Annotated in this window: 25 protein-coding genes; 18 read left to right on the top strand and 7 right to left on the bottom strand. The window is 48.3% G+C overall.

From position 1 onward, the window contains the following. Nucleotides 1–95: 95 nt before the first annotated feature. On the top strand, nt 96–272 hold the full coding sequence (locus FVF72_RS09235; RefSeq protein ID WP_013295386.1) for a hypothetical protein: 177 nt from the start codon (nt 96–98) through the stop codon (nt 270–272). Nucleotides 273–374: 102 nt separating this feature from the next. Here FVF72_RS09235 and FVF72_RS01710 read toward each other — a convergent pair whose 3' ends face one another. Both FVF72_RS01710 and FVF72_RS01705 read right to left on the bottom strand, forming a co-directional pair. Then, on the bottom strand, nt 375–1,361 hold the full coding sequence (locus tag FVF72_RS01710) for an ATP phosphoribosyltransferase (RefSeq protein ID WP_013295387.1): 987 nt from the start codon (nt 1,359–1,361) through the stop codon (nt 375–377). 75 nt (nt 1,362–1,436) lie between these two features. After that, a complete protein-coding gene (locus FVF72_RS01705; RefSeq protein ID WP_147671039.1) occupies nt 1,437–1,946 on the bottom strand; it encodes a nitroreductase family protein in 510 nt (169 codons plus the stop codon). An 87-nt stretch (nt 1,947–2,033) separates the two neighbouring features. On the opposite strand from FVF72_RS01705, the gene FVF72_RS01700 reads away from it, so the two are divergent. Continuing rightward, nucleotides 2,034–2,258, top strand: a complete 225-nt coding sequence (locus tag FVF72_RS01700; protein ID WP_048174901.1) for a TIGR04165 family Cys-rich peptide — start codon at nt 2,034–2,036, stop codon at nt 2,256–2,258. 88 nt (nt 2,259–2,346) lie between these two features. On the opposite strand, the gene FVF72_RS01695 is transcribed toward FVF72_RS01700, so the two are convergent. From FVF72_RS01695 to FVF72_RS09365, 4 genes are all read right to left on the bottom strand, one after another. Beyond that, complete coding sequence (locus FVF72_RS01695) at nt 2,347–2,802, bottom strand: NUDIX domain-containing protein (protein ID WP_147671038.1); 456 nt, start codon at nt 2,800–2,802, stop codon at nt 2,347–2,349. A 67-nt stretch (nt 2,803–2,869) separates the two neighbouring features. Next, nucleotides 2,870–3,940 (bottom strand): sensor histidine kinase, encoded by a 1,071-nt coding sequence (locus FVF72_RS01690; RefSeq protein WP_147671037.1) that lies wholly within the window; start codon nt 3,938–3,940, stop codon nt 2,870–2,872. Nucleotides 3,941–3,979: 39 nt separating this feature from the next. Beyond that, a complete protein-coding gene (locus FVF72_RS09370; protein WP_370511844.1) occupies nt 3,980–4,450 on the bottom strand; it encodes a B12-binding domain-containing protein in 471 nt (156 codons plus the stop codon). Beyond that, nucleotides 4,414–4,992: a hypothetical protein gene (locus FVF72_RS09365; protein WP_255503763.1), complete on the bottom strand. Its 579-nt coding sequence runs from the start codon at nt 4,990–4,992 to the stop codon at nt 4,414–4,416. The genes FVF72_RS09370 and FVF72_RS09365 overlap by 37 nt, the downstream gene beginning before the upstream one ends. Nucleotides 4,993–5,060: 68 nt before the next feature. Between FVF72_RS09365 and FVF72_RS01680 the strand changes: the two genes are divergently transcribed. From FVF72_RS01680 to FVF72_RS01665, 4 genes are all read left to right on the top strand, one after another. Further along, nucleotides 5,061–5,243: a hypothetical protein gene (locus FVF72_RS01680; RefSeq protein ID WP_147671036.1), complete on the top strand. Its 183-nt coding sequence runs from the start codon at nt 5,061–5,063 to the stop codon at nt 5,241–5,243. Nucleotides 5,244–5,333: 90 nt separating this feature from the next. Beyond that, nucleotides 5,334–6,215 carry a CBS domain-containing protein gene (locus FVF72_RS01675; RefSeq protein ID WP_147671035.1) on the top strand — a complete coding sequence of 294 codons (882 nt, stop codon included), beginning with the start codon at nt 5,334–5,336 and terminating at the stop codon, nt 6,213–6,215. Between the two features lie 158 nt (nt 6,216–6,373). Next, on the top strand, nt 6,374–7,276 hold the full coding sequence (locus FVF72_RS01670; protein ID WP_187239655.1) for a deoxyhypusine synthase: 903 nt from the start codon (nt 6,374–6,376) through the stop codon (nt 7,274–7,276). A gap of 20 nt (nt 7,277–7,296) precedes the next feature. Beyond that, nucleotides 7,297–7,824, top strand: coding sequence for a hypothetical protein (locus FVF72_RS01665; protein WP_147671033.1), 528 nt, complete (start codon nt 7,297–7,299; stop codon nt 7,822–7,824). A gap of 94 nt (nt 7,825–7,918) precedes the next feature. Here FVF72_RS01665 and pyrF read toward each other — a convergent pair whose 3' ends face one another. After that, nucleotides 7,919–8,572 carry an orotidine-5'-phosphate decarboxylase gene (pyrF, locus tag FVF72_RS01660; RefSeq protein ID WP_147671032.1) on the bottom strand — a complete coding sequence of 218 codons (654 nt, stop codon included), beginning with the start codon at nt 8,570–8,572 and terminating at the stop codon, nt 7,919–7,921. A 189-nt stretch (nt 8,573–8,761) separates the two neighbouring features. Here pyrF and cbiM point away from each other — a divergent pair, with 189 nt between their 5' ends. The 12 genes from cbiM to FVF72_RS01600 all read left to right on the top strand — a co-directional run bounded on the left by cbiM (nt 8,762) and on the right by FVF72_RS01600 (nt 17,708). After that, nucleotides 8,762–9,430 (top strand): cobalt ECF transporter S component CbiM, encoded by a 669-nt coding sequence (gene cbiM / locus FVF72_RS01655; protein ID WP_147671031.1) that lies wholly within the window; start codon nt 8,762–8,764, stop codon nt 9,428–9,430. A 1-nt stretch (nt 9,431) separates the two neighbouring features. Next, nucleotides 9,432–9,719, top strand: a complete 288-nt coding sequence (locus tag FVF72_RS01650) for an energy-coupling factor ABC transporter substrate-binding protein (protein WP_147671030.1) — start codon at nt 9,432–9,434, stop codon at nt 9,717–9,719. Nucleotides 9,720–9,742: 23 nt separating this feature from the next. Continuing rightward, nucleotides 9,743–10,510 (top strand): cobalt ECF transporter T component CbiQ, encoded by a 768-nt coding sequence (gene cbiQ, locus FVF72_RS01645; RefSeq protein WP_048174929.1) that lies wholly within the window; start codon nt 9,743–9,745, stop codon nt 10,508–10,510. Nucleotides 10,511–10,590: 80 nt separating this feature from the next. Further along, nucleotides 10,591–11,427: an ATP-binding cassette domain-containing protein gene (locus tag FVF72_RS01640; RefSeq protein ID WP_048174931.1), complete on the top strand. Its 837-nt coding sequence runs from the start codon at nt 10,591–10,593 to the stop codon at nt 11,425–11,427. A 12-nt stretch (nt 11,428–11,439) separates the two neighbouring features. After that, complete coding sequence (gene ribC / locus FVF72_RS01635) at nt 11,440–11,898, top strand: riboflavin synthase (protein WP_048176466.1); 459 nt, start codon at nt 11,440–11,442, stop codon at nt 11,896–11,898. A 21-nt stretch (nt 11,899–11,919) separates the two neighbouring features. After that, nucleotides 11,920–12,504 (top strand): flavodoxin family protein, encoded by a 585-nt coding sequence (locus tag FVF72_RS01630; RefSeq protein WP_048174933.1) that lies wholly within the window; start codon nt 11,920–11,922, stop codon nt 12,502–12,504. 81 nt (nt 12,505–12,585) lie between these two features. After that, a complete protein-coding gene (locus FVF72_RS01625) occupies nt 12,586–13,281 on the top strand; it encodes a glycosyltransferase family 2 protein (RefSeq protein ID WP_048174936.1) in 696 nt (231 codons plus the stop codon). Nucleotides 13,282–13,320: 39 nt separating this feature from the next. Further along, a complete protein-coding gene (locus FVF72_RS01620; protein WP_048174938.1) occupies nt 13,321–13,647 on the top strand; it encodes a DUF2304 domain-containing protein in 327 nt (108 codons plus the stop codon). 27 nt (nt 13,648–13,674) lie between these two features. Next, nucleotides 13,675–14,799 carry a glycosyltransferase family 4 protein gene (locus tag FVF72_RS01615; protein ID WP_048174940.1) on the top strand — a complete coding sequence of 375 codons (1,125 nt, stop codon included), beginning with the start codon at nt 13,675–13,677 and terminating at the stop codon, nt 14,797–14,799. Between the two features lie 106 nt (nt 14,800–14,905). After that, the gene (locus FVF72_RS01610) at nt 14,906–15,589 is read left to right on the top strand and encodes a (Fe-S)-binding protein (RefSeq protein WP_147671029.1); all 684 of its coding nucleotides are present in this window, start codon (nt 14,906–14,908) and stop codon (nt 15,587–15,589) included. 114 nt (nt 15,590–15,703) lie between these two features. Next, a complete protein-coding gene (locus FVF72_RS01605; protein WP_048174945.1) occupies nt 15,704–16,894 on the top strand; it encodes an LUD domain-containing protein in 1,191 nt (396 codons plus the stop codon). A gap of 103 nt (nt 16,895–16,997) precedes the next feature. Beyond that, on the top strand, nt 16,998–17,708 hold the full coding sequence (locus FVF72_RS01600) for a (5-formylfuran-3-yl)methyl phosphate synthase (protein WP_048174947.1): 711 nt from the start codon (nt 16,998–17,000) through the stop codon (nt 17,706–17,708). Nucleotide 17,709: the final 1 nt, after the last annotated feature.

Raw genomic sequence — 17,709 nt, 5'->3', positions numbered from 1 at the left:
TGGCCCTTTAAGTAATTTTTCAGGAAGATTTATATAAGATGAGGTTCTACATATAAGCCCCGAATTTTTTCTTATAATCCTCTAATGGTGATAATTTGGTTCCTGAGATAAAACAGAAGTGTTTGATCTGTGGCGAGCAGTGGATTGATGGAAAAGATACCTGTCCATACTGCGGAGGCAAAAATAAGACTGCAAGTATAGATTCCGAGAATGATCTTGCTCTGCTGAGATCACTTAACAGCATCCTGAAAAAGGAGAAGGTTTCAGAGTAAACTTCTCAAACCTTTTTATTTGTATATCTGAAAAAGAAAATCAGATAACCCATATCATGTACTGTTTTATGTTTTCCCGTACTGTTGCTGATGCTCTGAAGCCTATCTTATGTACTGTTTCACGTTTTCTCGTACTATTGCAGACGCTCCGAAGCCCTTTATCTCTTCAAGCATTTCAGGGAATCTCCTTTTATCTATGAGGACGTTGATCTGTGAAAATTCCCCGCCTGGAACGACGGTCGGCTCATCTGAGCAGTACTCCATCTTCATGAGGAACTCAACCACATCCTCTGCCCTGTGGTTTGCTATGTTGAACTTAACATCAAAGTAGTTCCTGGCCTTGGTGGCGCCGTAGAGCTGTTTGAATATCATCTCAGCCTTTTCAAGTTTTTCACCGGTGCATGATGGTCCAGCATAGAGCCCGGCGCTTGATTCCATTATGGTATCAATTATCTTGAGGCCCGCCTTTCTAAGACTGCTTCCTGTCTGGGTGTTGTCCACTATGAGGTCTGCGCCCTTGGCGATGTAAACCTCGGTTGCACCATCAGAGTTTATTATCTGGACCATCTCATTGTCACCATCCCTGAGGCCCCTTATCTGCACCACTGGTCTTGAGTCACCGAAGAGTTCCCTGTAGCCAGGATTATTCATGAAAAAGTCCCTTGTGAGGTTGGGATACTCTGTGAAGCAGAGTATGGGAGTGTTCCTATCAGCATTTTTCAGGAAGAAGTCCTCCAGTGAGGTGTAGGGTTCCTCTCTGGGAAGTGCCACTATAAGCCTTGTCTGACCGTAATCAAGATCCCCTATCTTTTTTATGGACTCATCGCCACTGTTTATGGATTCCTCACGCACCCAGTCCTCGCCGATTATTGCAATATCAAGCATTTCACGGTTGAGCTCCACCGGGGCACTCTGGGGCCTTGTGAGGTAAGCCTTTATTTCAGGATCGTTGGTGATCTCTATTTCGTTTTCTTCACGCCCGGGCTCGTAGCCCTTAACCTCATAACCGGCGTCCTTGAAGAGCCTGTAGGTGTTTCCACGGTTAACATTGTTTAAACTACCCTTGGGTAATCCCAGAACTATCTTCATAGTTTCACCTGTAATCAGTTGATGATCTTAACTTTTGCAAATCTTTAATTTCCAGTCACAATTAAAGTGATTTTCTTACCATTTCTCAATATGTATCCTTTCAGGGTCAAAAAGGTCCCTTGTCCCAGGGTCCTCTGCAGGGTAACCTATGGGTATCACTGAGAAGGGTATAACGTGGTCTGGAATCTGGAACAGCCTCCTTATACCCTCAACACGGTCTTCAAGGGGGTATACGCCTGTCCAGACCGCACCAAGACCAAGGGAGTGGGCCGCAAGCAGTATATTCTGTGATGCAATGGAGCAGTCCTGCACCCAGAATCCAGGGAATTTTTCAAGGCTGGTGTCACAGCATACTATGATTGCAACGGGGGCATCCTTTACCATTGCCCCGTAGGGATGCACCTCTGGTATCTTCTCAAGCATATCCCTGTTTTTCACCACTATGAAGTGCCAGGGTCTCTGGTCAACCGCTGATGGTCCGCACATGGCCGCCTCCAGTATCTTATGGAGTATTTCATCTGGCACGTCTCTCTTGGTGTATTTCCTTATGCTTCGTCTTGTTTTAATTGCTTCGAGGACTTCCATTTTCCTCACCCTAAAACCTATATGGATGGTGACCTTTATATGTTGGAAGGTTCATAATAGTTCTATAGAATACGAACGAGTGATAACATGAGGGTTGAGGATTTAAAAAAGCCATGTCCTGAGTGCGGTGAAGTGGATAAGGACGTCTCAACGGTTAAATACCCCCAGAATAAGGAAAAACTGAAAGAGGCAGGCATACCTGAGGACCAGGAGATAGTTGGGGCCATAAAGTGCAGTAAATGTGGATATGTATTTGAGTACTGTGAAGGAGGAAAGTGCAGCATAGAGGTCAAGAGGGTTTCCATTGATTAGGAGATTTCAATCGGCGGATGTTTAAGAAGCCTTTAGATTCATTGCCTTAGGAGATTTCAATCGGCGGATGTTTAAGAGACCTTCAGATTCAGTTCCTTCTTATGAATCCAAGAATATCCCTGAAGCCTGACCTTTCACTTTTTCTTTCTACCTTTATGTCCTTCACAAAGTCGGCGAGCCAGTCTGCAAGTCTGTATTTCGAAAGACCAGCCGGTTCAACCCATGCAAAGCCCTCATGTTCGTGGCTCAGCTTCACATTACCTGCGGCTTTGCACTGGATTATGATATGAACAGCGTTTATTATCGGGAACTTCTGTTCAACAACCCCCATAACATCACCGGGGGTTATTTCAAGGCCGGTTTCCTCCCTGACCTCCCTTTTAAGGGCCTCCTCAAGGGACTCGCCGGTACCCACCTTTCCACCGGGAAGCTCCCAGGTGGATGGGTTGGTCTTTGAATTTTCAGATCTTTTGATTATGAGAACTCTTCCGTTATCATCCTCAATGAATGCCCTCACAGCCAGTATATAAACACTTCCCACCATAAAAATCCCTGTTTATGATTGGGGCTCTAAATATATAAACTGGGTATCGATTGCAATGTTTGCTGGGCTACTTCCAGTCCCTGAACTCAATTGAGAAACGGGTCCCACCCTCTGATTCAACTTTGAGGTTACCATTTAGCTGGTCAGTAAGGCTTCTTACAAGCTGCATACCCATACTGGATGTGTTCTGGAGGTCAAAGTTCTCTGGAAGACCCACCCCGTCATCTTCAACCGCAAGAATGTAACTGCCATCCCCTTTTTTAAATGAAACCCTTATTTTGCCTTTTTTTCCCTCAGGGAATGCATGTTTGATTGCATTTGTGAAAAGCTCATTTACAATGAGTGCCAGGGGGACAACCGTGTTTATATCGAGTTCAGCTTCATCTATATCTGTCTCAAGGGCTATGCGGCCCGGATCCGATAGGAATGTCTGGTAGAGGTCCCTCACAAGTCCCCTCAGGTATTCACCGAAGTCCACCCTCCTGTGTTTACCTGAAGTGTAAAGCCGCTCATGAAGCATGGCCATTGCTCTGGCCTTTGACTGGGCCTCCCTGAAGAGCATGAGATCATCCCTATCCTTCACATACCTTGACTGGATATTGAGGATGCTTGAGATTATCATGAAGTTGTTCTTGACCCTGTGGTTTATCTCCCTTAGAAGCATCTCCTTCTCCTTGAGGGCTTTTTCCAGTTCCATGTTCTTCTTTAGAAGTTCTCTTCTGGCTGCAGAGAGCTGGTTGTTTAGCCTTGTGAGTTCATCAAATAGTTCTTCTCTCACATCCCCACCAGCAGATGGACCCATTTCTGGTGTTTCAGGCAGCTCAGTATCAACAAGGCGGTAGATTTTTATCATATCCTCCTTTCTGGCCGCACCAACAGCGTAGATCCTTTCATCAGCCATGAAACCTGAAAAGTGGTAGGTCTTAAGGTTCTTTAAATTCAGTTCCCAGTTATAGGCGGCCCCTTTATCATTGATTTCCTGGATGAAAAGGGAGGCCTTTGCCTGGCTACCTATGTCCATGAGGTCAACGAAGGATTCCATGGTCAGGGGTACGTCGGAGCCATGGTCTATTATCTTCTCAATGAATCCATCCTTCCTCAGGATAAGGAAGATACCCTCAGGTCCATTATTATTCATTTTATAACCTTCAATAGCTTAAAGTCTAAACAGGATCTCCTATTCTGTTTTCAGGAATTCTTCAGCCACCCTCACGGCGCTGGAGGCACTGGCGGCGTGCAGATCGGCTCCGACCTTCCTCCAGAGTTCAGTGTCCACATTGAATGGGTAGCCACCCACCATTACAGGGGGAGAATCATCCAGCTCTCCAAGCAGTTTTATGAGATTTCTCACATGTCCAACATTGAAGGTCATGGTGGCTGATACAGCAACAAGGTCAGGCTTCAATTCGTCCACGATCTTCCTGAAATCCTCCGGTGGTATGCTGGCCCCCAGGTAAACAGAATCCCAGCCATTGATTTCAAAGAAATCACTGACCATCCTTATTCCTATCTCATGAAGCTCATTGTTAACGCATGCAGCAACAAGCCTGAGGTTTTTTCTGTCTGATGCCCTGTATATGTATGGGTAGAGTTCTGACATTATCATCTGTGTCACTGACGTTGCATAGTGTTCATGGGCAACCGATATCTGGTTTGTTTGCCATAGCCTGCCAATTCATGCTGGACAGGCTCAAAAACATGGAGGTATATATCCTCAACAGTCACACCGGATTTCAGGGATGAGATTATGATGTCCCTGGCCTTTTTTGCCTCTGTATTCAGAACAAGTTCAAGGTACTTCTCTGCAAGGTCCCTCAGGGGCTGATCCCTGATGTAGCTTGGCGGTTTATGTTCCATTTCAAGTTTCTTCAGGGACCCCGAGATGTAACTGGAAGCAGTGGAGGCAAATTCATCGTCTAAAACTTCCACTATAACCTCTTCCATACTTTTAAGCGAACCCCTGAGGCACTCTTCAGGGAGTCCAAGGTTCCTCAGAAGGACATCGGCCCAGAGGACGTAGTCCTCAAAGAGTTCAGGACTTGAATTTCTGATGGCCTCCTCCAGGTAGTCCAGATGGTAGTTTATGTCCTGTATGCACAGTTCCCTATCTTCAGGACTTACAAGCCCCTTACCCTTAAGATCGTCATATACGGCGGATACAAGGGATTCCCTTGGGACATTGACCCCCATTAATAACACCCCAATATATTTAAGTTGGAACCTCAATAAGAGATTTATCATTTTTTGCAGTGTTAAATATGAAGTCATCGGAAGGTTTCAGAATAATTTCAACCACAGGAGAATGTCCGGAATGTGTCTATAGATGCGAGGTTGTCCTTGAGGATCTTGGAGAGATTAAGCTTTACTGCAGGCACCCCCTGGGACCGGGTAGCCCCGCACACTGCATATACTTTAAGAGGGATAGAAAAATCAGAGGATGATCAGCTTTCAGGATATTGATACAACATAAAAAAACATATTAGTTAAAAATAATTATAATTATTGTTCATAATAGATCATCAGGTGTTAAGATGCTTACCTCTGTTCAGAAGGAGATACTCCAGACACTCATCAACCTCTACAGGAATTCAAACGGTAAATCCATCAAGGGCGAGGAGATAGCGGCCATAATGAACCGCAATCCGGGCACAATAAGAAACCAGATGCAGTCTCTTCGTAGCCTGGGACTTGTGAAGGGCGTTCCTGGACCTCGCGGGGGATACAAGCCAACCATAAAGGCCTACCATCAGCTGAACATATCATCAAGTGGGAGGGAAACCGCCGTCCCCATCTACAGGGACGGTGAGAGAATCGATGACCTCTCTGTTGCAAAGATAGAGTTCACCAGCATCCCTGATCCCGGGGAGTGCGAGGCCGCAATAAAACTGGTTGGCAGCATAAGGAAACTCGACCTGGGTGATCGGGTGCGCATAGGCCCAACACCCGTTAACAAACTCATTGTTGATGGTGTTGTTGTGGGAAGGGATGATATGGATAACATAATCCTCCTTGACACCACAGCCATAAGGAGCATACCAAAGAGGACGGTTGAGGAGGTTGCAACCCATGACATCATAACTCTCACCCCGGATGTCAGCGTGAAGGATGCCGCGGTTAAACTATCATCACTGGGAATCGAGGGCGCCCCGATAGTGGAGGATGATGAGGTGAAGGGCATAGTTACCCTCAGTGACATAACAGCATCCATAGCGGAGGGCACCGAGAATCTATCGGTTTCAGAGATCATGTCAAGGAATATAATAACAGTTGAACCTCAAATGATGATCTCTGATGCAATAGAAATCATGAACAGACACAATATAGGAAGGCTGATTGTTACAGACAGCGAGGGTAAACTTGCGGGTATAATAACCCGTACAGATATCCTTGACAGTATAGCAGGTCTCGATTGAGACTTCGCTTCATTTACGGTGAAACCAGGAGACATCCAGGGATCACATATTAATGGAGATAGATGATTAACCGGATCTGTATTCTATAAGTGTCGTGGCATGGTTAACATACCATCTCATTCATCATAGAGGAAGTGTTACTTTTGAATGTGAATCATATGAATATAAAACCGGGCATGAGTGCAGGGGACCTTATAAGGGAGATGGGGAGGTCAGGGGTCCTTGGAGCGGGCAGGGTCCACAGGGCAGCAGTGCTGCTCCGTGAGATGATTGATGACAGCGAAATGGCATTATTCATGAGTGTGGCGGGACCACTGGTGCCCGGCGGGATGAGGAGGATCATAAGGGATCTCATAGATCAGGAACTTATAGCAGCACTCATAACAAGTGGGGCTAACCTTACACATGACCTCCTTGAGGCCTTTGGAGGGGCACATTACAGGGAATATGGATTTGATGATGAAAGGCTTCATGAAGAGGGCATAGGCCGTATAGGTGACATATACACAAGGTCAGAGGACTTTGAGGTCTTTGAAGCCAGGATGCAGGACATTTTCTCATCCATATTCAAATCAAAACCCCATATTTCAATTCAGGAGCTCATTTACGAAATAGGGGGGCATCTGAAGGATGAGATGTCCATAATAAGAACGGCCCGCATGAGGGGTGTTCCCATCTATGCCCCCGGGATCATCGATAGCATGCTTGGCCTCCAGCTCTGGATGTACACACAGGACAACAGGGTATGCCTCGATGCTGTGAGGGATATGCACAGCCTCTCTGACCTTGTGTTCAGCCATGAGAGGATAGGGGCTGTTATACTTGGAGGGGGACTTCCAAAGCATTACACACTTGCATCCACACTCCTAAGGGGTGGTGTGGATGCTGCGATCCAGATAACCATGGATCGAAGTGAAACTGGAAGCCTCAGCGGTGCCCCCCTTGAGGAGGCCAAGTCATGGGCTAAGGCACAGGCGGGTTCGAATCTTGTAACGGTGGTTGGAGATGCAACAGCCCTGTTTCCACTTATACTTTCAGCTGCACTCTCTGACGGTGATTGATGGAGGTTTGAGGTCCTTTCATGATCGAACTTCTTTTTCCTGTTTCAGGTTTCCTAATGAAGGTTGCGGATGACGCTGAGGATGAGTGGGGAAGGCCCCTCACAGGCATGGTTGCAGGTTCCCTCTGCGGTCTTTCCTCTGGTGTCCTCTCCACGGCTGATACTGCGGCTGCATGTATATTCCTTGGCATATTTGCGGGCACCCTGCTGTCATGTAAGATAGACTGTCCCAGCCATGTGCTTGCCGCAGCGGTATTCATCATGGTTCTTCTGTTGGGTGGACTGCCCTCACTGAGCATCCCTGCCCTTGTTGCATGCACAGCAGCGGCATATGTTGATGAATATGGTAATGATAACCAGAGAGTATACGAAAAAGGCCCTTTTTTCAGGCTTTTCTTTGATTACAGGTTCTCCCTCAAGGCTGTAATAGTCATCCTTGCTGTTATCTCACTGCTTGGAATTTCGGATACGGCTTTTGGCCCCTCAACGGTCCTTTTTTTCATACTCTTTGAGCTCGCCTACGAAATCGCAGGAAGAATCAGGATTTAGGGTTCGATTCGACCCTGATTGTATTTTAAAACTGTTATAGTGGATAAAATAGTTTTTGCCGGCTGTTTTTATGGACATTAAAAGTTAAAATGAGTCATCTACCTTTTATTGCATCCAGAATCTCACCTGCAGCAGCAGCGGGGTCCTCTGCAAGGTAGATTGACCTTCCAACGATCACAGCATCTGCAAATTTCAGTGTTTCAGATGGGTCTCCGCCCTGGGCACCCACACCGGGGGATATGAGGAATGCTTCGGGGCCGATGATCTCTCTGAGTCTTGAAAGCCTTTCTATCCTTGTGGAGGGGCCCACATAGTTCCTGACACCGAGTTCAACGCCCATCTCTGCTATTCTATCTGCGGCTTCCTGTATGAACATCTCTGCACCTGGGTGTGACATCTCTGTCAGCAGGAAAACGTCTCTTTTCATTTCATCTGCAACAGTGAGACATGCAAGAACGCTATCTGAACCTGTGAATCCATGGACTATCACCGCATCGGCCCCTGCCCTGAAGGTGGCCCTGCATATCTTCTCATTGGTTTCGGGTATATCCGCCACCTTGAAATCGGCTATCACCCTGCACCCAAAGTTCTCCCTGAAGTCCCCTATAACCTCGATACCTGCTGAGAGTACCAGGGGGTAACCTATCTTAACCGTGTCAATGTATTCGGCGACCTCTCCTGTGACCCTGAGGGCTTCACCGGGGTCCATGAGGTCCATTGCAAGGATGAGTTTGTTTTTGATTTTCATGTTAACCACTCTATTGGAGTTATGTTATCTATTTTTCTGGGATGGTGTGTTTGGTGGTGTGTTTGGTGGTGCATAGGGTCTGGGAAATCATGCCTCTCAAGAAAACTTTAATTTAAATCAGAAATTATAGAAAATGTTATATACCCGTATCTTAAAGTTTACTTTAGAAAGATTCAAGAAGGTGATAAATTGCATATCATGGAAGGATTTCTGCCACCGGAGTGGTGTCTCTTCTGGTATCTCCTATCGGCGCCTGTCATAGTTTATGGTTTAATAAGGATAATAAGGATTTCAGATGAGAGACCCGAGGCAAAACCTCTTCTTGCAGTTAGCGGGGCATTCATGTTTGTTCTCTCATCCCTTAAACTTCCATCTGTAACCGGTAGCTGTTCACACCCCACAGGTAATGGTCTGGGGGCCGTACTCTTCGGCCCTGCCGTCACATCTGTCATGGCACTCATTGTTCTCATATTCCAGGCGCTGCTCCTTGCCCATGGTGGCCTAACAACCCTGGGTGCAAACGTGTTCTCCATGGGTATCATTGGCCCGGTCTGCGCCTGGGGAATCTACAGGATCACAAGGTCAGCCATACCATCATCTGCCGCGGTGTTCCTCGCAGCGTTTCTGGGCGACCTGATGACCTATGTGACAACATCAGTCCAGCTTGCAGTTGCATTCCCTAAACCAGGGTTCATGGAAGCCCTTATGAAGTTCATGGTGATATTCGCCTACACCCAGCTTCCACTGGCGGTGGCTGAGGGCCTTCTCACCGTGGTGATATTTGAGAACATCCTCAAACTCAAGCCGGATATAATGGAAAAACTTCAGGTTATAGGAAAACCTGCTGCGGAGGGTTAAAATGGATAAAAGACACATCATAATGCTCATTGCAGTTGCGGTGATTGCCATCACACCCCTTGTGATCTACAGTGGACTTGGAGAGGATCAGGGATACTTTGGAGGGGCAGATGACAGTGCCGGTGAGGCAATATCTGAGACAGGGTATAAACCCTGGTTCCAGCCCATATGGGAGCCACCAAGCGGTGAGATAGAGAGTCTCCTATTCGCGCTCCAGGCCGCCATAGGTGCCCTCATAATAGGATACGTCTTTGGCTACTACAGGGGGAGGGGAGAATCCCCTGAATAAAAATTTTTTCATGGTGAAGGACGATGAACATATCTGTTGACCACTATGCACATACCAATGGCCTCAGAAACGCGAGCCCAGGCTTTAAGATGGCCCTGGCCATTATCACAATGCTCATTTCAGTCCTATCACCAAACCCTGTTATACCCCTCATCATAGCATTTTTAATGACACTCCTGATTCTCTTTGCAGCAGATATACCTGCCTCATACTACCTGCGGTTCGCCGCCATCCCTGTGGGATTCGGTGTCCTGACACTTGTGCTCATGGCATTATTCTTTGGTGTGAACCCGCTTGTAACATTCATGGGCCTAAGGATCTACAGTGACGGCCTGCAGACGGGTATTCTAGTCTTCTCGAGGATACTTGGCGGGTTTTCATGTCTCGCCTTTCTTGCACTCACCACACCCCTCAATGAGGTCTTCCATGAACTTGGAAGGCTGGGTCTTCCAGCGGCCTTCACTGAGATAGCCCTCCTCATGTACAGGTCCATATTTGTTTTCCTTGAGGAGGCGTCAGTGATGTACAATGCCCAGGATTCAAGGCTAGGCTACAGTGGTGTTAAAAATTCCTACAGGTCCCTGGGGCTCCTTGCAGGCAACCTCTTTATAAGGTCCTGGCTTAGGGGTGAGACGGTGTACCGTTCCATGGAGGCGAGGTGCTATCAGGGGACAATGCCATCCATCAGAAGGCAGCCCATTGGAGCCCGTGAAGCGGTTATGATAGCATTATTTGATGGTTTACTTTTAATGGGGCTTCTTTTCACATCAAAGGGTGTCATCTTCTACTGATTCTGTGAGGATACCACCGGGCACAGTTAAATATTAAATGAACACTATTCATCATATGGTCAGTTTCCAGTGGTGTGAACATGAAGATTATTGAGGCAGTAAATATCAGGTACACCTACCCGGATGGCACCGAGGCGCTGAAGGGTATAGATTTCCATGCAAAAAAGGGTGAGGTCGTGGCCCTTCTCGGCCCCAACGGCGCAGGAAAGTCCACACTCTTCCTTCACTTCAACGGCATACTGCAGCCAACCAGCGGGAAGGTACTGGTAGATGGGAAAGAAATCGACTACAGCAAATCAGGTCTCATAGAAGTCAGGCAGAAGGTTGGAATTGTATTCCAGAATCCTGATGACCAGCTGTTCGCACCAAGGGTTGACGAGGACGTTGCATTTGGACCCCTCAATATGGGACTTGATGAGGACGAGGTTGAGGAGAGGGTTAATGACTCCCTCCGGAAGGTGGGAATGTCCGGCTATGAGGACAGACCCCCCCACCACCTGAGCGGGGGTGAGAAGAAGAGGGTTGCAATAGCAGGTATACTCGCCATGAAACCTGACATAATGATACTTGATGAGCCAACCTCTGGCCTTGACCCCCGCGGGGCATCGCAGATACTCAGACTCCTCCATGAGCTGAATGAGGAGGGCATGACCATAATCATATCCACCCATGATGTTGACCTGGCACCCCTCTACTCTGACCGGATATACATAATAAGCGGGGGAGAGATAATAAGTGAGGGAACACCTGGAGATGTTTTCTCAGATATAGATACCATAAGGGGCGCCAACCTCCGTCTTCCAAGGATAGCGCATCTGGTGGAGATACTTCAGAAGGAGGATGACCTCCCGTTCAGGGGACCATACCCCCTCACCATAGGGGAGGCCAGGAGAAAACTCCGTGAACAGCTGAAATAGGGTGATATCATGATAAAGGTCGGGATCTGTGACACAACCTTTGCAAGGTATGACATGGGTGGCGCAGCCATCGATGAACTTAAAAAGCATGCCACAGGTATAAAGATCATAAGGAGAACCGTCCCTGGGATAAAGGACCTTCCGGTGGCCTGCAAGAAACTGATCGAGGAGGAGGGCTGTGAGATGGTCATGGCCCTCGGGATGCCCGGTCCAGAGGAGAAGGATAAGGTATGTGCCCATGAGGCATCCACTGGCCTCATACAGGTCCAGCTCATGACAAACACCCATATACTTGAGGTATTTGTCCATGAGGACGAGGAGGATGACCCCGAGGATCTAAAGGTCCTTGCAGATAACAGGGCAAGGGAACATGCCCGGAACCTCATCATGATGCTCTTCAGGCCAGAGAGGCTGACACGTGATGCAGGGATGGGTATGCGTGAGGGCAAACCTGATGTGGGGCCCCTCTAAATAGGATAGGAGGTGAATCTGATGGTTAAGGTTATTGGAATCTGTGGAAGTCCAAGAAAAAATGGTAACACTGAGATCCTGCTCAGGGAGGCCCTTGAGGCCGCTGCAAGTGAAGGAGCTGAAACCGAGCTTGTGAGGCTCGCAGGCAGGGATATAAACCCCTGCAGGGCCTGTGACTCATGTAAGAGTAAAGGGGAATGTGAGATTGACGATGACCTCAATGAGGTGATTGAGCTTGCAGCAGAGGCTGATGGGATAATAATCGGGAGTCCGGTGTACTTTGGCTCTGTAACGGCCCAGACCAAGATGTTCATGGACAGGACAAGGCCCCTCAGGAGCAATTTCAGATTATCAGATAAGGTTGGCGGGGCCATAACCGTTGGAGGGTCAAGGAACGGCGGCCAGGAGACAGCATGCGGCGATATACACAACTTCTTCCTGATACACGAGGCTGTTGTTGTGGGTGATGCGGCACCAACAGCCCACTATGGGGGTACAGGTGTCGGCGGCGCAAAGGGGGACTCTGCAGAGGATGCAACGGGTATCGAGACATCCAGAAACCTTGGAAGAAAGGTAGCGTCCCTTGCAATGAAGATTCATGGTTAATTGAGGTATGAGTATTCGCTGTTCGACTGTACCATGCCACATAATCCCATGAAGATTCATGGTTAATCGATATATGAGTGAATGCCGATGGTACCAGGGAATTTCACTGTGGTTGTACCGGCCTATAATGAGGAGAAGACCATAGAGGATGTCCTGACAGCCCTCCTTGAAAGGGGTTACAGGGTTCTGGTGGTTGACGACGGCTCAAGGGATTCAACTCCAGAGATACTCAAAAGGATGTCCTCCAGGAATGACAGGATATCTGTCTATACCCACGTCATAAACAGGGGCCTCGGGGCGGCCCTCAGGACGGGCCTCAGGGCTGCCCTGAAGGAGGGGGCAGACTACGTGGTGACCTTCGATGCCGATGGGCAGCATGACCCCGACGACATTGAAAGGGTCTTAAAACCCCTCCTGGAGGGTTCTGCAGATGTGGTTATTGGAAGGAGAGATTTCGAGGATATGCCCCTCTCAAGAAACCTTGGAAACACCATAATGAACCTTCTTACCCTCCTTTTCTATGGGTGCAGGGTTTCGGATTCCCAGTCAGGTCTCCGGGCATTCACATCCAGGGCAGCATCACTTATTGATATAAAAAGCAGGGGCTATGGTGTTTCATCAGAGATCATCGGGGAGATCCGCAGGAATGGCCTCAGAATGCGTGAGGTTACCATAAGGACCATATACACGCCTGAAACAATTGCCAAGGGGACAAGCACATCGGTGGGTATAAGGATACTCCTGAGGCTCCTGCTCAATATATTCCGGAAGATTTAGGGTTTTTTTACCATGAATACTTAAAAAGGTGGCGAATTCATGATATACCAGGTTCTGGGAATTTTAACTGGGATTGCAGGGATACTCATCTCTATTCTGAGGTTCAGGGATTCAAGGACATCCCCTGGCGGCCTCATACTGTGGCTGATACTCTGGGTTTCCGTCATATTCTTCTCACTGAGACCCTCCTTTTCGACTGAAATCGCAAACATCCTTGGAATAGGGAGGGGACTTGATTTTCTCCTCATAATAGGTATACTTGGGGCCTACTACCTTCTCTTCAGGATATACCTCATGGTGGACAGGCTACAGCAGGAGATAACGGAGCTTGTACATGAGATTGCACTCAGACGGGATGATGAGTAGATACACCTCCACACTTCAGTGATTGATATGAGAATATGTATTGTAACAGAGTACTTTCCAGCAGGTGAGAAACTCGACATCCGCGGCGGTGCAGAGGCCTGTGCATTCAACGAGGCCCTTAAATTATCAGAGAAGCATGATGTGACGGTTCTAACCTCAAGGACACCTGAAAATCCCGATGGATACACCAGCGGAAACATGGATGTCATATGCTGCGGTCCCATGAGGTCCTATGTTCAGGCAGGCTCCATAGGGGAGAGGCTCTCATTCATGCTGTCGGCCTACAGGGAGGGCATGAAACTTGAACCTGACGCTGTTATAGGGTACAACTTCATAACACATCCTGTGGCCTGGATGATAGCGGGTAAAACGAATGCAAAGGCCCTGGCACGTTACCATGATGTCTGGATTGGCGAATGGCTCAAAAACATTGGTTTTTCAGGAATACTCGGCGAGATACTTGAAAGATACACCCTATCAAGGAGGTTTGACAGGATAATAGCGGTGTCAGAGTACACCGCCAGCAAGATACTTGATAGGTACCCCTGGCAGAGGGTCTCGGTTGTCCACAACATGGTTGACTTCAGGCCGCCCCTGGTTGAGAAAACCACCAGCCCATCCATTGCATGCGTTTCAAGGCTCGTTGAATACAAGAGAGTGGGGGACCTCATAAGGGCGGCTTCAGTTCTCGCAGACGAATTCCCTGATCTGAAGTGCAGGATAATAGGTACGGGTCCACTGGAGGGGGAGCTCCGGGACCTTGCAGCTGAACTGGGAGTGGATAATAGGGTTGAGTTTCTGGGGTTCGTGGAGAAACATGAGGATGTTCTGCGGGTTATAGCGGAGTCCTGGGTCTTCTGCCTTCCAAGCGTGGTTGAGGGTTTCGGTATAGTTGTTGTGGAGGCAATGGGCTGCGGGACACCCTTTGTGGCTTCACGGATACCCCCTGTAATGGAGGCAAGCAGGGAGATGGGGGGACTCTTCTTTGAACCCTGCAACTGGAGGGACCTGACTGATAAACTCAGAACACTTTTATCTGACACAGAACTCCACGGAAGACTCACAATGGAGGCAGCAGATGTTTTCAGGGATTACGGTGCAGATGCAATCGGGAAAAAACTTGAGGAAATCCTGAGGGAGGTTACAGGGTAACATTTGATCTTTTCTCTGAGATGGTAACATCTCCTTCTAAATCAGAGGACCTTTCATTTTCTGAAAACTCCAACATATTAATAGAGCCTCTTGCATAACCTATATCATGGTTATCTACTTCAGGGGATGTCTTGCAAGGGAAAGGCTCACAGCAATAGAGGAGTCCACAGAGAAAATCCTCCAGGTAGCAGGAATTGAGTACAGGGTTATGGATGATGAAACGTGCTGTGGCTCGGTACTACTTAGAACGGGATTTCTGAAGGAAGCTGAAAGGCAGATTAACAGGACAGGGAAAATGCTCCAGGGAAGGGAAGTTATCGTCTCATGCGCTGGATGCTACCGGACACTCAATGAGGACTACAGGAGGAGGGGATACAGCATAGGGGTGAAGCACATCTCACAGGTCATCCTTGACCTTGTAAATTCAGGGAACATCGAATTTGATAAAACCGTGCTGAGGGTGACATACCATGACCCGTGTCACCTGTCAAGGCACACAGACGAGAAGGACGCCACCAGGGAGATTTTAAAGGTGTTTACAGACTTCAGGGAAATGGAACACCATGGAAGGGACTCAAGGTGCTGCGGGGCAGGGGGCGGCTTGAGATCAGCCCACAGGGACATATCAGCCAGGGTTGCATCATCACGCATAGATGAGGCTGAGAGGACGGGGGCCGATATACTCTGCACATCCTGTCCATTCTGTCGCATGAACCTTGAATCCACCTCCATGAGGGTAATGGACATAACAGAGCTTCTATCTGAAATTATCAGGGAGGATAAAGGTTGAATGATGATGAGGTTCGTTGGATGGGGATCTTTGAAGTTGTCAGGGAGGATAAAGGTTGAATGATGATGAGGTTCGTTGGATGGGGATCTTTGAAGTTGTCAGGGAGGATAAAGGTTGAATGATGATGAGATCCGTCAGATGAGGATATCATTCAGCAAACTTGACGAGAGGCGCCTTGATCTCCTGGAGACTCCTGAACTTGATGAACTGAGAGATAGGGTGGCGGGGATACGTGAGCTGGCAGTTGAAAAAATGGAGGAGCTCCTGTCAGAGGCACAGAGACGATTCAGGGAGAACGGTGTTGAATTTCACCTTGCAGAGGATTCAGATGAGGCCTGCGGGATAATTCATGAGTCACTTGATGGGGGTCCTGTTGCAAAGTCCAAATCCAACACCCTCTCTGAGATAGGACTTCCTGATTATCTCCGAAGAAAAGGCGTGGAGGTTATTGAGACAGATCTGGGGGATCGGATACTTCAGCTTGCCGGAATTAAGAAACCAGCACATCCCGTTGGACCTGCACTTCACCTGGGAGTTCCTGAAATAGCTGAAATAGTAAGGGATAGGCTGGGGGTTGATATTCCGGATGATCCATATGAGATAATGGCGGTGGTCCGGGAGGATATTCTAGGTAAAATCGAATCCTGCACCACGGGGGTGACAGGGGCAAATTCCGTGGCAGCACATGATGGAGCGGCTGTGATAGTCCACAATGAGGGTAATGTGGGAAGGCTATCCCTCATGGACACCCACATACTGGTATTCGGCATAGATAAGTTTGTACCTGAAATAGAGGATGCGGTGTCAGTTGTGAAACTCGAAACCGCCTATGCAACGGGTACAGGGGTTCCCTCCTACATCAATGTGATCTCAGGTCCATCAAAGACCGCAGATATAGAGAAGATGCTCCTCAGGGGCATGTACGGGGCATCGAGGGTCATTGCAGTTGCAGTTGATAATGGCAGATCCTCAGCTTACCCTGAGGCTCTCCTCTGCATAGGCTGCGGGAGCTGCATAGTGAGCTGCCCAGTTTACAGTGCCGTCGGTAACAGGTTCGGGTACAGGGGTTACCTGGGGGGTCGGGGCGTTGTTATGAGCTCCTTCCTTGCCGATAGAAAAACTGCAGTTGAGTCAGGACTCTACCTCTGCACCCTCTGTGGCCTCTGCACAGAGAAGTGCCCGGTGGGGACGCCAACAGCTTCACTCATGGAGAGGCTAAGGGGTGAGTGCAATACCGCGGGCCTCTACCACAACTCACATCTGAGGGTGGCTGAGAGGATAAAAAGAAGGGGTTCACCACTCTGAAAAGAAAGGTATAAAAAGGGTGCTGTTCTAGATAAATTAAAAAAATTATCATGTAATGTTTCTTGGGATATCATTCCATAATTTTTACCAGGAGGTTATTGGTTTGCTTCTATTGATAAGTCCAGTTAACACAGAGGAGGCACTTGAGGCCATAGAAGGCGGTGCAGACATAGTTGACGTTAAGAACCCCAGTGAGGGATCTCTTGGGGCCAACTTCCCATGGGTTATCCGCAGGGTCAGGGAGATGACACCTGATGAGATGCTTGTGAGCGCCACCCTCGGCGATGTACCCTACAAGCCAGGAACCGTGGCGCTGGCAGCAATGGGGGCCCTTGTATCAGGGGCAGACTACATAAAGGTCGGCCTCTACGGGACAAGGAACTACGAAGAGGCGGTTGATGTCATGAAGAACGTTGTGAGGGCAGTTAAGGATGAATCCGACGCAATCGTCGTCGCGGCTGGCTACGCCGACGCCCACCGTGTGGGTGCGGTTGACCCAATGGAGATACCCCGTGTTGCCGCAGATTCAGGGGCTGACCTTGCAATGCTTGACACCGCTGTGAAGGATGGTAAGTCACTCTTTGATTTCATGGACATGAAACGGCTGGAATCCTTTGTCTCAGAAACCAGGGACCATGGACTGAAATCTGCCCTTGCAGGGTCCGTTGGAAGGGAGCACCTCAAACCACTGCATGATATTGGATGTGATGTGGTCGGCATAAGGGGTGCCGCATGTGTTGGCGGAGACCGCAACACTGGCAGAATCCACAGGACAGCTGTGAGAGAACTCAAGGAACTGATAGAAAGCTTTTAAA

Origin of the sequence: Methanothermobacter sp. KEPCO-1, assembly GCF_008033705.1 — an archaeon.
In the GTDB taxonomy this organism is placed as follows: Archaea; Methanobacteriota; Methanobacteria; order Methanobacteriales; family Methanothermobacteraceae; genus Methanothermobacter; species Methanothermobacter marburgensis.
The sequence above is the reverse complement of the archived record's forward strand: the minus strand, read 5'-3'. Positions and strand labels throughout refer to the sequence as shown.

Coding starts and splice junctions, on each gene's coding strand:
- FVF72_RS01710 (WP_013295387.1), bottom strand. CDS start 1,361: ATGAAGATAGTTCTGGGATTACCCAAGGGTAGTTTAAACAATGTTAAC.
- FVF72_RS01705 (WP_147671039.1), bottom strand. CDS start 1,946: ATGGAAGTCCTCGAAGCAATTAAAACAAGACGAAGCATAAGGAAATAC.
- FVF72_RS01700 (WP_048174901.1), top strand. CDS start 2,034: ATGAGGGTTGAGGATTTAAAAAAGCCATGTCCTGAGTGCGGTGAAGTG.
- FVF72_RS01695 (WP_147671038.1), bottom strand. CDS start 2,802: ATGGTGGGAAGTGTTTATATACTGGCTGTGAGGGCATTCATTGAGGAT.
- FVF72_RS01690 (WP_147671037.1), bottom strand. CDS start 3,940: ATGAATAATAATGGACCTGAGGGTATCTTCCTTATCCTGAGGAAGGAT.
- FVF72_RS09365 (WP_255503763.1), bottom strand. CDS start 4,992: ATGGGGGTCAATGTCCCAAGGGAATCCCTTGTATCCGCCGTATATGAC.
- FVF72_RS01680 (WP_147671036.1), top strand. CDS start 5,061: ATGAAGTCATCGGAAGGTTTCAGAATAATTTCAACCACAGGAGAATGT.
- FVF72_RS01675 (WP_147671035.1), top strand. CDS start 5,334: ATGCTTACCTCTGTTCAGAAGGAGATACTCCAGACACTCATCAACCTC.
- FVF72_RS01670 (WP_187239655.1), top strand. CDS start 6,374: ATGAATATAAAACCGGGCATGAGTGCAGGGGACCTTATAAGGGAGATG.
- FVF72_RS01665 (WP_147671033.1), top strand. CDS start 7,297: ATGATCGAACTTCTTTTTCCTGTTTCAGGTTTCCTAATGAAGGTTGCG.
- pyrF (WP_147671032.1), bottom strand. CDS start 8,572: ATGAAAATCAAAAACAAACTCATCCTTGCAATGGACCTCATGGACCCC.
- FVF72_RS01650 (WP_147671030.1), top strand. CDS start 9,432: ATGGATAAAAGACACATCATAATGCTCATTGCAGTTGCGGTGATTGCC.
- cbiQ (WP_048174929.1), top strand. CDS start 9,743: ATGAACATATCTGTTGACCACTATGCACATACCAATGGCCTCAGAAAC.
- FVF72_RS01640 (WP_048174931.1), top strand. CDS start 10,591: ATGAAGATTATTGAGGCAGTAAATATCAGGTACACCTACCCGGATGGC.
- FVF72_RS01630 (WP_048174933.1), top strand. CDS start 11,920: ATGGTTAAGGTTATTGGAATCTGTGGAAGTCCAAGAAAAAATGGTAAC.
- FVF72_RS01625 (WP_048174936.1), top strand. CDS start 12,586: ATGCCGATGGTACCAGGGAATTTCACTGTGGTTGTACCGGCCTATAAT.
- FVF72_RS01620 (WP_048174938.1), top strand. CDS start 13,321: ATGATATACCAGGTTCTGGGAATTTTAACTGGGATTGCAGGGATACTC.
- FVF72_RS01615 (WP_048174940.1), top strand. CDS start 13,675: ATGAGAATATGTATTGTAACAGAGTACTTTCCAGCAGGTGAGAAACTC.
- FVF72_RS01610 (WP_147671029.1), top strand. CDS start 14,906: ATGGTTATCTACTTCAGGGGATGTCTTGCAAGGGAAAGGCTCACAGCA.